This is a genomic window from Bacillus sp. LQ16, from assembly GCF_057784645.1.
The window spans coordinates 3,417,938-3,431,114 of record NZ_CM173491.1 but is presented as its reverse complement, the minus strand read 5'-3'; the positions used below and the strand labels follow the sequence as shown (position 1 = coordinate 3,431,114).

At 31.4% G+C, this 13,177-nt stretch carries 9 protein-coding genes; 6 read left to right on the top strand and 3 right to left on the bottom strand.

Features of this window, described 5'->3' with window-relative positions:
- Positions 1–191: 191 nt before the first annotated feature.
- Positions 192–1,445: a sensor histidine kinase gene (locus AC3EMB_RS17185; protein ID WP_095690411.1), complete on the bottom strand. Its 1,254-nt coding sequence runs from the start codon at positions 1,443–1,445 to the stop codon at positions 192–194.
- Positions 1,446–2,075: 630 nt separating this feature from the next.
- Between AC3EMB_RS17185 and AC3EMB_RS17180 the strand changes: the two genes are divergently transcribed.
- Positions 2,076–2,516: a hypothetical protein gene (locus tag AC3EMB_RS17180; protein WP_000773517.1), complete on the top strand. Its 441-nt coding sequence runs from the start codon at positions 2,076–2,078 to the stop codon at positions 2,514–2,516.
- Positions 2,517–2,992: 476 nt separating this feature from the next.
- Here the strand turns inward: AC3EMB_RS17180 and AC3EMB_RS17175 are convergent, their stop codons facing one another.
- Positions 2,993–3,346 carry a hypothetical protein gene (locus AC3EMB_RS17175; protein WP_265938805.1) on the bottom strand — a complete coding sequence of 118 codons (354 nt, stop codon included), beginning with the start codon at positions 3,344–3,346 and terminating at the stop codon, positions 2,993–2,995.
- Between the two features lie 571 nt (positions 3,347–3,917).
- Between AC3EMB_RS17175 and AC3EMB_RS17170 the strand changes: the two genes are divergently transcribed.
- Positions 3,918–7,199, top strand: coding sequence for a VaFE repeat-containing surface-anchored protein (locus tag AC3EMB_RS17170; protein WP_488517180.1), 3,282 nt, complete (start codon positions 3,918–3,920; stop codon positions 7,197–7,199).
- Positions 7,200–7,277: 78 nt separating this feature from the next.
- Here the strand turns inward: AC3EMB_RS17170 and AC3EMB_RS17165 are convergent, their stop codons facing one another.
- On the bottom strand, positions 7,278–7,532 hold the full coding sequence (locus AC3EMB_RS17165) for a SunI/YnzG family protein (RefSeq protein ID WP_000900689.1): 255 nt from the start codon (positions 7,530–7,532) through the stop codon (positions 7,278–7,280).
- A gap of 258 nt (positions 7,533–7,790) precedes the next feature.
- On the opposite strand from AC3EMB_RS17165, the gene AC3EMB_RS17160 reads away from it, so the two are divergent.
- The 4 genes from AC3EMB_RS17160 to hlyIIR all read left to right on the top strand — a co-directional run bounded on the left by AC3EMB_RS17160 (position 7,791) and on the right by hlyIIR (position 13,120).
- The gene (locus AC3EMB_RS17160) at positions 7,791–8,534 is read left to right on the top strand and encodes a M15 family metallopeptidase (protein ID WP_001237442.1); all 744 of its coding nucleotides are present in this window, start codon (positions 7,791–7,793) and stop codon (positions 8,532–8,534) included.
- Between the two features lie 734 nt (positions 8,535–9,268).
- On the top strand, positions 9,269–10,501 hold the full coding sequence (locus AC3EMB_RS17155; RefSeq protein WP_000875658.1) for an N-acetylmuramoyl-L-alanine amidase: 1,233 nt from the start codon (positions 9,269–9,271) through the stop codon (positions 10,499–10,501).
- Positions 10,502–10,805: 304 nt separating this feature from the next.
- Positions 10,806–12,044, top strand: coding sequence for a hemolysin II HlyII (gene hlyII, locus AC3EMB_RS17150; protein ID WP_053563863.1), 1,239 nt, complete (start codon positions 10,806–10,808; stop codon positions 12,042–12,044).
- Positions 12,045–12,514: 470 nt separating this feature from the next.
- Positions 12,515–13,120: a hemolysin II regulator HlyIIR gene (hlyIIR, locus tag AC3EMB_RS17145; RefSeq protein ID WP_053563864.1), complete on the top strand. Its 606-nt coding sequence runs from the start codon at positions 12,515–12,517 to the stop codon at positions 13,118–13,120.
- Positions 13,121–13,177 lie beyond the last annotated feature (57 nt).

The window sequence follows — 13,177 nt, the reverse complement described above, 5'->3', positions numbered from 1 at the left end:
AGTTATAAATATTAAGTGCGTTTAATGTAATTAAACTAAAGGATTAGAGTGTATCTGTAACAATAGATAAGCTCTGATCCTTATTGTTTTTAATTAACGCACATAAATTTAAGATAATTAATAAGTAAGTTAGCTAGCAGGATTCTTAAAATGTGCTTATGTAATTAACTAAACAGAAAATTTTTATCACATTAGCAAGGGATACTAATAGAAAAGCGTGTCCCTTTACCCAATTCACTCTCTATCTCTATATCTCCGTTTAATTCTCTAATAATACTATAAGCAATCATAGTACCAAGCCCAGTTCCTTTTTCTGTTGTTGAATAGAATGGCAAAGCAATTCGTTTTATTTGTTGAGATGACATCCCAATTCCTGAATCAATAATATCAATTATGATATTTCCTTTTACTTTTTGTATATTTATTTGTAATAATCCACCATTTTTCATAGCCTCAATTCCGTTTTGGATGATGTTGTTTAGACAGAGTTTGAATTTTTCGGGGTCCCCATTTATATAAAAGGAATCTGTACTATTTTGTTTGATTTCAACTTTGTATGATAGAGCGAGTGGTGAAATAGTATCTTTCACCTGATTTAAAATGTGATTAATATCTATTTTCTCTTTTAGGGTGTTCTGTGGTTTGGTTAAAGATAAATAGTTATTAATAGTAGATTGTATTTGCTGCATTTCAATTAACATGATTTCTAAGTATTGATCCTGAGATAGCTTAGAGGCATGTTTTTCATTTAATAATTGAGTGAATCCATGTACCGTGGTTAGTGGATTGTGGATTTCGTGTGCAATTGACGCTGCTAGTTCGCTAGCTATATAAAATTTTTCAGCCCGTTGTAGCTTTTCTTTCATTTTATATTTCTCGATCATTCCCTCTATTAAATAAACTGATAATAATACTGTGAAAATATTAATGATTATGTAATTTAATAAAAATTCTATGAGAGTAGAGTCTATTTTCCCTCCTGTATGTATTTGAGTTACAATACCGCAAATAGAAAGGGAAGTTGTACATACTAAAATAAGGAATAAGCTTAATAATACTTTTTTTTCTTTAACATACATAGGTAATAAGTAACGAAAGAGCATTGTTATACCAAAAATAATAGTGAAGATAATAAATGATGGAAGAACGCCATTTCCGCCTAAGTAAAACCGATAAGAAAGATATAAAATTCCTATAAAAACAATGTTTTTTGTATTTCCATATAGAAAAACTAATATTATAGGAATAAAACGTAAATCATAAATAAATCCCACATGTAAATGAAAAGGAAAAGTCATACAAAAAATAATAGCAATGGAGGAAAGGATAGAAAATAACATATTATTACATGTTATTTTTTCTTTAAACTCTAGCCAGAATACGTGATAGCTAAGGATACAAATTATTATAATAAAGGTATTTAATAAAAGAGTAGAAATTCCCATAGTTTTGCATCTCCAATAGTTTGTAAGTAGAATTATGTATGAGTTGGACAAAGATGTTTAGTATTAGTAGACTTTTTATCTAAAAAGGAAGGGTACTTGAAAAGTGCTGTTATATTACTCGTATTAAAATCGATAAGGAAAATAGGAAAAAATAATAGATAAAAAATCTATTTAAATTTATGTGCATATGAAATTATAAAATAACTTTTGTATAGGTAAAATTTAGATTGAGTTACTGATAAAATAAGGTTTTTAAGTATGAATATTCTGTGAAAATGATATGCGTGGTGACTCCTGTTTGTAGCCTTCGTTATATTAACATGGAATATATCAAATTACAAAGTGAAATTTTAGAAAAATTTTATTAGTACATTTTATCTGAAATAGAAATGCTATTTATGTGAGTATTTTAGTACTTACTCGTATAAAACTTTGTTAGAAAAAGAATTTAAAATTTACATGTTTTTTATGAAGCGTAATATTGTAACTTTATCTATGTGGGTTTCTCAATAACTATTAAGGTGAAGAGTTAAGATATATAGGTTTATAGATATGAATTATTACATAAAAACGCACTTGGAAAAGGATGTATGATGGTAATAGAATACAAACATCAAGGGGGAACTTAAAATGAAGTTAAATAAACTAGTGCTTAGTTGTGGAGTAGTTTCAGCATTAACACTTGGTGTGTTAGGGAATAATACTTATGCTGAAGAAGTACACAAAACGAATGATCCAATTCATGTAGTTGAACATGTTTCTGCAGACTTATTATTAACCCAAACAATGGATTATAGTGGCGAGGCTGAAACTTCTTTCGTATATGATGGGAGTACTGACTTAAGCTTTTCTATGAAAAATAATGGTCAAAATACAATGGGATATAGTGTAAAAGGTCCAAATACAGAGCTAATTGTTGGTGGTTATATAAAACCTGGAGAACAACAAATTAATGTTACAAATGTACGGAATGCTTTATCTCCATTACCGAATGGAACATATAAAATTTATGTTTCAAATGATGATGGTTCTAAGGGGCAATTCCAAGTTTCAGTAAGATCTATGAATTAAATTTAAAACGCTTTGTTTTTAAGTTAATTTAATCTTTACTTATTGGAAAGAAGCTAAAGTGAATTGTGAATTACCGATAAAAATGAAAACGAGCACCTTATCTAATTGTGAGAGGGTGTTCGTTTTTTGCTATTAAACAGAAAACAATTACTTCCAACCACCTATAAATATATTTTGATATTTTCATTGCTAATCTACTAGTTTGTGTCAACGAGAGAATGTCTACTATAAAAGATATTAAAATAAAGGTGATGTAACATTCAGCTAAATTATATGGGGAAATAGAAAAACCACTCTTATATGAGTGGTTTTTAGTAATTATTTTTAGGTTATACATTTAAAATTAGGCTAAGTTATAGAAATAATAAACATTTAATCCCGCATCAACTGCCAGTAAACGCCCGATTGGTTCAACTAATAATCAGTGGGGATGAACAAAACCCCCACTGATTAAAGTTTCACTTTATCCGTTGTTATTATTTTGGTTCTGGATAATGATTGTAGTATGAGATTCTAATAAATTCTTGGTAGACATTTGTTAATTTTGCATCTCTAAGAGCATCGTTGAATTTTTGCATACGTACACTCCCTTGAGCGTAGCCTCCACCTGGATTATAAGGGTTTCTTGCTTCAAAGTCATCCAAAAATACTTTTAATTTTTTATAGTCTTGAGATTGATAGAAAGCCACGGCCTCTTCAGGAGTGACATCAAAGTAAGAGGATGACGTTGAGTTATAAGAAGCTGCTTGAGCAGTAGGTGCCTCTAGCATAGTTGCAGCTCCACCGAACATAGTAAGCGCCATAGAAGATACAATAATTTTTTTAAACATAATAAAACCTCCATGTAGAATATTGGATTAATAGTAATCCTGTAATCATTATAGTTACACTGAAAATGATTATCAAATGCAATATTGCATAATGTATCCCGCTATTTTGGGGCAGTAAGACTCCCGCCCAAAAATTCAATGAAAGCAAAGAAGTTAGATGGGAATCGGGAGGATTAAAGTTTCAGTTTATTCTTTGAACGAGAAGTCACCTTTATATTTAATTGGAGGAGTGCAATAGATTAGAAGAGGTGTATAAGTTACTCAGGTTAACAAGAAAATGAAGAGGATATTTTTAATAGGGGAAAGCTTAATAACTGGAGTAAAGGAATTGCTATTTATATATTTAACATACATATTTGTATTTTAAATTGTAGGCGTGTTTTAGGATTTGTATATAGTAAATTCGTTAAAAAACTTGATAAATAATAAAATGTGTAAATTTTTTGACTATTTTATTAAAATTATTTAATATTTGTAATTTATTGTTTTATAATGATAAATGGGTCGATCGTGAATGTTTTAGATATTGCGATATATACTCGGATTAATTTATTCTAGGGAGGTTACAAAATTGGGTAAGAGAGTCATTATAAGAGTTTTTACATTATTATCAGTACTGGCATTATTCCTTAATGTATTTTTACCTAGGGCTAGTGCAGAGGTTATGACGCATGAGAAATATTCAATGGACTGGAGTTATAGTAATAGTCTAGGTAAGTACATTCGCACTGAAATGATTAAAAATTCAAGTGGTCAAATTGCTTATTGCTTAACTCTTGGATTAAAATCACCAAATGGTGAAGATCTTCCTGAAATGGGGAAAACAGATAATGTAGTATATAGAGTCTTATTAAATGGTTTCCCGCAAAAAAGTGCTGAACAGCTGGGAGTAGCTAATAAAAATGAAGCGCATTATGCAACGCAACTTGCGGTTTGGAATGCATTAGGTCAACTCGATGTAAATGAATTAAAACATGAGAATAAAAATGTTGAAAAAGCAGCTAAGGCTATTATTAGTAATGCTAATAATAGTGAAGAGACTCAAGATGTTTTTATGAATGTCATTCCTGCTGAAAAGCAAAAAGCAGAATTAAAGGGCGAATTCTTCGAAACAAATCTATATTCAGTACAAACAAATGCTAAGAGTGGTTCTTATAAGGTAGTAGCGAAAAATGCACCTAATGGAGTTAGAATTGTAAGTGAAAATGGAGAAGTGAAAGATCAGCTCTCAGTTGGAGAAAAATTTCGTATCCAAATTCCTAAGAATACAAAAACGGGTGAATTTAATTTAAGTGTTGCTGCTAATTTAACTAAAGTTCAAGCAATTGCTTACCGTGGTACGGATACTATTCAGAATGCTACAGTACTATTAGAGAGAAATGAAGAAAAGCTTAGTAGTGATCTTGCAGTAAATTGGGAAGCAGCTGGTTCTTTAAAAATTAAAAAGGTTGGAGAAAATGGAGAAGTTTTAGCTGGTGCAGTATTTGAGGTCTTTAATGTAAATAATGAATCAGTCGGAAAAATCACGACTGGTGCTGATGGTATGGCAGAATTAAACAACTTACCAATTGGTACTTACACATTAAAAGAAATTAAAGCACCAACAGGCTATGTTTCAGATGATAAACCACAAACTATTGAAGTTAAGACAGGAGAAACAGGAGCTGTCCAAATAGTAAATAACAAAGTAAAAGGTAACATCGAAATTAAAAAGCTCAGTGATTCAGGAAAGGTTTTACCAAATGTTGAATTCACAGTCTTTACTGAAGATGGAAAAGAAGTGCAAAAAGTAGTAACAAAAGAAAATGGAATTGCAAACGTTGAAGGTCTTACGTATGGTAAGTATTATTTCTTAGAGACAAAAACACCTAATGGATATATTGGAAATAAAACAAAGTATCCTTTTGAAATTAAAGAGCACAATAAAACACTTACTTTTACAGTGGAAAATACCGAAGTGAAAGGTAGTGTAAAATTACTAAAAGTAGATAATGAAGATATTAGTAAAAAACTAGAAGGTGCAGCATTCGAGCTAAAAGATGCAAGTGGAAAAGTAGTTGGGGAATATAAGACAGATAAAAATGGTGAGATTAACGTCAAAGATTTAGCGTATGGTAAATATTCATTTGTAGAAAAGGCTTCTCCACATGGTTACGTTCTTGTTAAAGAACCAATTATGTTCGAAATAAAGGAACATGGGAAGATTATTGAGTTATTGGCAGTTAATCATCTTATCAAAGGTGATCTAGAAATTACAAAGGTAGATGTAGCTGATGGAAATAACAAGCTTCCAAATGCAGAATTTACGATTTATAACGAAGCAGGAAAAGAAGTAGTAAAAGGAAAAACAGACGATAAAGGAATCGCTAAATTTGAAAAATTACCATTTGGAAAATACACATATAAAGAAACTGTTGCGCCAAAAGGTTATGTATTAAATGAAGAAACGTTCTCTTTTGAAATTAAAGAGAATGGTCAAATCATTAAACACATTGTCAAAGATGAAAAGATTCCTTCAATAAAAACAACAGCTACTGATAAAACAGATGGTACAAAAGAAATGCACACGTCTAAGTCTGTAACAATCCAAGATAAAGTGGAATACAAAGACCTACAAGTAGGTAAAGAATACACTTTAAAAGGTAAATTAATGAATAAAGAGACTAATAAACCATTAGTTGTAAATGGTAAAGAAGTAACAGCTGAAACGAAGTTTACACCAAAAGAAGCAAATGGCTCTATTACATTAGACTTCACATTTGATGCAACTGGTTTAGAAGAAAAAGAGGTAGTAGTATTCGAAGAGTTATTGAAAGAAGGAAAAACTGTTACAACACATGCTGATATCAATGATAAAGGTCAAACAGTTAAGTTCGTTAAGCCATCAGTAAAAACGACAGCAACAAACAAAGCTGATGGTGGAAAAGAGATTCATTCAAAGGATTCTATCACTATCCAAGACAAAGTGGAGTATACTAACTTAGTTGTAGGTAAAGAGTACACTGTAAAAGGTAAACTAATGAACAAAGCTATTAACAAACCATTATTAATTGATGGAAAAGAAGTAACAGCTGAAACGAAGTTTACTGCAAAAGAAAAGAACGGTTTTGTAACATTAGACTTTACTTTTGTTGGTGCTGAACAGCAAGGAAGAGAAGTAGTCGTGTTTGAAGACTTATTACATGAAGGGCAAGTAATTACAACACATGCTGACATTAACGATATAGGTCAAACAGTTCGATTTGTAGAACCTTCTATTAAAACGACAGCAACAAACAAAGCTGATGGTTCTAAAGAGTTAGACGCTTCTAAATCTGTAACAATCCAAGATACAGTGGAATACAAAGACTTAATCGTGGGTAAAGAGTATGTTGTAAAAGGTAAACTGATGGATAAAGCAACAAACAAGCCATTATTAGTTGATGGTAAAGAAGTAACAGTAGAATCTAAGTTTATTGCTAAAGAGAAGAATGGTTCTATCACACTAGATTTCACATTTAATGCTTCTGCATTACAAGGTAAAGAAGTAGTCGTGTTTGAAGAACTGTATCAAGATAATATATTAGTAGCTATTCACGCTGAAATTGAAGATAAGGGACAAACAGTGAAATTTAAAGAGGTAAAGCCGGAACAACCTAAACCAGAACAGCCAAATTCAGATAAAAATACTCCAACACCAGAGCAGCCTAACGAGCAAGTAAAAGAACAACCACAACCTAAGCAAGAAATTCAATCTAAAATTGGATGGTTACCGCAAACAGGTACTAATCTTACAAGTTGGATCTCTATGGCTGCAGGCGCATTACTGTTAATTGTTGGTGGAGTGATTTTCTTAAAACGTAAAAATGCATAGAAATTAAAAAATAAGCACATCTGTTTTTATAACAAGATGTGCTTATTTTTATCATTTTAGCCAAGAAGACTCCTATATTCAAGCGTGAATGGCATTTAAAATAGCAAATTTATTTGTAGTAAATAATACATAATTTTGTTTTACTGTTTTAATTAAAATACGGTCTGTTGTCCCATAAGCTGTTCCAATACGTATGACATCTACTTCTTCAACACCAGCATAGGTAGCATCTTCGGTAATCTCAATCACATCACGTAATGGAATTGTAATCTCCGCCAATTGCCATGAAATAATTAACTCTTCATTTGTTTTTTTTACATTAATGCCTAGCATTATACCAAGACCCTTCAATAATAATACGCTACACTTCTAATCTTATTATATAAATTTTTAGATTTTTTATCTATATGTAGGAATAGAATTTATTTATATTTGTGAGCATCTTAATGATGTCAAACAAATAGAAGGATATACAGTCTTTCTATTAAGAAATATGGTAAGAACAAAAGTTCACTTCAAATTAATATGAATTTGATATGGTTGAGATATTATGAACGAGAAATAGTAAGAGTTGCAGGAAGGAAATGAATAATGAGACTTAAATTAGTAGGAATTTTCATTTGTGTAATTATGATGTTAGGTATCTTTATAATTTACACCAATCAATCTATTGGTAAAGAACCAGATAAGACGAACTATGAATCTCGTGAAAACTCCATAAATAAAGAGAAAGATAGTAGAGGAAAAGGGCAATCAAAATACAATGAAAGTTCTTTTGCTAGTATACAGGCTGTAGTTAATAAGGAATATGGATTACCCGAAGACTATAAACCAGAGGATTTAGTTGTACCAAATGTACCATTCTCATTTAGTGGAACGGTAGAAAAGAGCCACCTCCGTAAAGAGGCGGCAGAAGCACTGGAAAAGTTATTTGATTTAGCAAAGCAGGAGGGGATTCAGTTAAATGCTGTTTCGGGATTTCGTTCCTATGACTATCAACAACGATTGTATACAAACAATGTGAAAAGAAAAGGACAAGAGCATACGGATCGCTTCTCGGCAAAACCAGGACATAGCGAACATCAAACAGGGTTAACAATGGACGTTTCTTCTAAAAGTGCGAACAATGAACTAGAGTTATCCTTTGCTAATACGAAGGAAGGAAAATGGCTGAAAGAAAACGCGCATCGCGCAGGGTTTATCATTCGTTATCCTAAGGGAAAGGAAAGTATTACAGGTTATGCATATGAACCTTGGCATATTCGCTATGTAGGAGATATTGCTGAAAATATATATAAACAAAAGCAGACTTTAGAAGAATACATGAATCTATGAAAATAGAATTGAAGAATTAAACTGGCTATCAATAGACGTGAGATTGTAAAAGGCAGGGGATATAAATTAAGGTGTTTTTTAATTTTTTTGGTGAAGAGGGAAGGTATTCCTCTTCTTTTTTCAGTCCTTGTAAAATTTGAGGATGTCTTAAGGGAGTGAAAAGATGGATTGTGTGAGTGTATTAATAAAGGCTACTTTAGGTGGCTTCTAGAGATTTTTTTTGAGGAAATACTAGTATTCATTGCAGCAATCGCCTATATTATAGGAGCATTCACGTTGGGATATAACAGAGAATTATAGAGTAAAGTAGGATTCAAAAGCATTGTTGAAAATGCGGTGGTTATAAGTTATTTTCCTATTAAAATAATTAGTCTTTGTTCAAAATTTAAGATTGTTATTTTATTATATCTAGTAACTATTTATAATATTTAATAATTACTTGGTTTACTATTAAGGTGGTTATCTTACAAAATTGTAAGGTTATTTTAATTGACACTCGTATGTATAAGTAACTATACTGGTTACACGATGTTGGTGAGTATATTTAATAATCTCTATCTATAAGTGTATGTCCGAGGATTATTTTTAGAGTAATAGTTCGATTTAAAATTCATTATCCGTTATATAGTAATATAAACGAATTAATCTATTCTTTATTCAAGGTCGTATTATTTAAAGATTAATTATAAATGATATATTTACCAAATTGTAATAACTTGATAGAGGTGTTCATTTTGAAATACAAATTAATTGCTACAGGAATTCTTGCTGGAAGTTTATTATCCTACTCATCTAATACATTTGCAAATACTCATAAGTTCCCAGATGTTCCTGCATGGGCGGACAAATCCGTTAATTATTTAGTTGATAAACAGGTATTGAATGGCTATCCAGACGGAACTTTCGGTTCAAATGACTCATTAGACAGAGCTTCAGCTACAAAAATTATGACAAAAGTTTTAGATATACAAATTGACTCTAATGCAAAACCATCATTTACAGATTCACAAAACCACTGGGCTACTCCGTATATTGCTGCTGCTGAAAAAGCTGGTATTGTTAAAGGTGAGGGTAATGGAATCTTCAATCCATCCGGAAAAGTAACTCGCGCTGCTATGGCTACGATGCTAGTAAATGCATATAAACTACAAAGCACACCAAATCATAACGAGCAGGTTAAATTTGAAGATTTAAAAGGCCATTGGGGAGAAAAATATGCCAATATTTTAATCGGTTTGAAAATTTCTAATGGTACTGAGAACGGTTGGCAACCAAATAGATTTATAACACGTGCTGAAGCTGCTCAACTTACTGCAAAAACAGATATGATGCAACATCGTCCAAAAAACCCATTAGAAAGCAAAATAATCATTATTGATCCTGGACATGGTGGCGAAGATCCTGGGAAATCCACAAAGGGATTACCTGAAAGTAAGATTGTACTAGACACTTCTTTACGTCTACAACAATTACTTGAAAAGCATACACCATTTACAGTTTTATTAACTCGTCAATCTGATAATAGACCAGGACATGATCAAAAAAGTTCTTTACAGGAACGTGTTAAATTTGCTAAGAAAAATCAGGGTGATATCTTTATAAGCGTACATGCAAATGCTTTTAATGGTAATGCAAAAGGGACAGAAACATATTACTATAAATCTTCTAAATCCGAAAAAACAAATCCTCATGTGGAAGAAAGTCGTGTTTTAGCGGAAAAAATTCAAACACGTTTAGTAGAGGCACTTCAAACACGAGATAGAGGAGTTAAACATGGAGACCTTCATGTTATAAGAGAAAATGACATGCCAGCTGTGTTGACGGAACTGGCGTTTATAGATAATGGTATTGATTACAGTAAATTATCTACGGAAAATGGCAGACAAATTGCAGCAGAAGCCATTTATGAAGGAATTTTAGATTATTATGAATGGAAAGGAAATAATGTATCTGAATATAGGCTGTAATAAGTAATTGAAAATATAGTAATTCTCGAAATGAAGAATTCTATAATTTTTTTGCAGTTTTTTAAACAACAATTTTAAATTTGTATTTAAAATTGTTGTTTAAATCGTTATTTTATGTTTTAATAATGTTGATAATAGTTATCAATAATAGTGAGAGGAAGATTAGTGAAACATGTGTTTTTAGTTAGTGTCATAAAAGTTAATGAATTTCTATATTGTATGGCTATGAATCTATCTCTATTTTTGTGAACTAGAAATAATATATTTATATCTTTTAAATGTTTAAGAAGGAGTGGCTGTCTGTATGAAAAAAGCAAAAGAAATAGCTAAATGCGTTGCGGTAGCGTCCGTTATTATGTCTGGATCATTTGGTTTACAAGCAACATCTGCATTTGCAGATTCTAAAGGAACTGTAGAAAATCTTCAAAATGGTGGGAAGGTCTATAATAGTTTTAAAACTACTTATGACATGAAGCAGAATATCAAAAATTCAGTAAAAGTTTCTTTTATTGAGGATCCTTACGCAGATAAAAAGATTGCAATTGTTACCACTGATGGTAGTAATATAGATGCTAAATATACAATTAATAGCGGATACTATAACGCAGGTTTAAAATGGCCATCAGCCTATCATACTGAAGCAGAAATAACAAGTGGTGATAGTGCTCAATTCCATAAAGCTGCCCCAGTTAATACAATGACTTCAGCAAAGGTCACTTCTGAGGTAGGGTATACACTTGGTGGAAGTGTTAAAGTAGGAGTAAATGATAAAGGGCCAAATGCCGATGCAAGTATCACAGGTAGCTTTGCTTGGAAAGAAAGTGTATCTTATGATCAAGTAGATTATAAAACGGTATTAGAGACTCACACAGATAAAAAATTAAATTGGAAAGTAGGATTCCAATCATTTAATTTCCCAGAATGGGGAATTTATAATCGTGATTCATTCAATACTTTCTATGGTAATCAACTATTTATGAAATCACGTAGTTATAATGAAGGAACGAATAATTTTGTTTCAAAAGATACAGTACCAGCTTTAACAGGCTATGGTTTTTCTCCAAACGTAGTAGCGGTTATTACTGCTGATAAAACAGAAACTACATCAGATTTAAAAATAACAAATCGTAGAGTTTCAGATCAGTACAATATCGAATGGGTAAGTTCAAAATGGTGGGGAACAAATAATAAAGATACATATAATGAATTCTTTACGAACCACTATAAATTAGACTGGAAAAACCATCAAGTTACTCTTGATAACCAAAAAGCCCTTGAAGAACAAATGAATAGTATCAACAGCGTGAATGATAAACTTAACAAAGGAAAAGGAAAATTATCTCTTTCAATGAATGGAAATCAACTCAAAGCTACGTCTAGCAATGCTGGTTATGGTATCAGTTACGAAGATAAAAATTGGGGTATCTTTGTAAATGGTGAAAAGGTCTATACTTTTAATGAAAAATCAACTGTAGGCAATATATCTAATGATATTAACAAATTAAACATTAAAGGACCTTATATCGAGATTAAACAGATTTAGTCAGAAAATGATGGACGATTGATGGATAATTATCTCATCAAGATACGAGTATACTAGTTTATCCCGCATTAACGGGCAGCCCGATTGGTTCACCTAATAATCAGTGGGGGATGAACAAAACCCCCACTGATTAAAGTTTCACTTTATTTTAAATCTGTATAATGTAACGAAAGGACCAAAGTTTATCTATAAAATAAATAAACTTTGGTCCTTATTATGTTTTTATTCGCGCACGAAATTAAGATGAAATTAGATGTTTTTTGTCTATTCTTTTACTCAATTAGAAAAGAGCGTAAAGTAGTTGAAAGCTATTGATGCTACGCAAGGGGATATTGTTTAAAGTAATCAGAACTTCATCGGTTGTTAAGTTACCACTTTAAATATATAATTAAATTTCATTAAAAAGATACTCTATTCAAAGTCCTTATTGGGTTTTTGAAGTGAAATATATACTATTTGAGGTGTGTGAAATGGGGAAATCTCGAGAGCAGACGATGGAAAATATCTTAAAGGCTGCTAAGAAAAAATTTGGAGAGCGTGGCTACGAAGGTACGAGCATACAAGAAATTGCAAAAGAAGCGAAAGTGAATGTTGCTATGGCCTCTTACTATTTTAATGGGAAAGAAAACCTATATTATGAGGTGTTTAAGAAATATGGTCTTGCTAATGAGCTACCCAATTTTCTTGAGAAGAATCAATTTGATCCTATCAATGCCCTTAGAGAATATTTAACGGTTTTTACTACACATATAAAAGAGAACCCTGAAATTGGATCATTGGCATATGAGGAGATTATTAAGGAAAGTGCACGATTAGAAAAGATTAAACCGTATTTCATAGGTAATTTTGAACAGTTAAAAGAAATATTACAGGAGGGTGAAAAGCAAGGAGTTTTTCATTTCTTCTCCATAAATCATACGATACATTGGATCACTTCTATTGTTTTATTTCCAAAGTTTAAAAAGTTTATTGATTCTTTAGGGCCAAATGAAACGAATGATACAAATCATGAATGGATGCCAGAAGACTTAGTGGACAGAATTGTTACTGCATTAACAGATAAACCTAACGTGTAAATTATTCAGTGTATATGAATTCTATTATTACTATTTAAAGCCTAATTTCTCAATGTA

Bases quoted from the DNA above. Each gene is read 5' to 3' on its own strand.
- AC3EMB_RS17185 (WP_095690411.1), bottom strand. From the start codon at position 1,445: ATGGGAATTTCTACTCTTTTATTAAATACCTTTATTATAATAATTTGT.
- AC3EMB_RS17180 (WP_000773517.1), top strand. From the start codon at position 2,076: ATGAAGTTAAATAAACTAGTGCTTAGTTGTGGAGTAGTTTCAGCATTA.
- AC3EMB_RS17175 (WP_265938805.1), bottom strand. From the start codon at position 3,346: ATGTTTAAAAAAATTATTGTATCTTCTATGGCGCTTACTATGTTCGGT.
- hlyII (WP_053563863.1), top strand. From the start codon at position 10,806: ATGAAAAAAGCAAAAGAAATAGCTAAATGCGTTGCGGTAGCGTCCGTT.
- AC3EMB_RS17160 (WP_001237442.1), top strand. From the start codon at position 7,791: ATGAGACTTAAATTAGTAGGAATTTTCATTTGTGTAATTATGATGTTA.
- hlyIIR (WP_053563864.1), top strand. From the start codon at position 12,515: ATGGGGAAATCTCGAGAGCAGACGATGGAAAATATCTTAAAGGCTGCT.
- AC3EMB_RS17165 (WP_000900689.1), bottom strand. From the start codon at position 7,532: ATGCTAGGCATTAATGTAAAAAAAACAAATGAAGAGTTAATTATTTCA.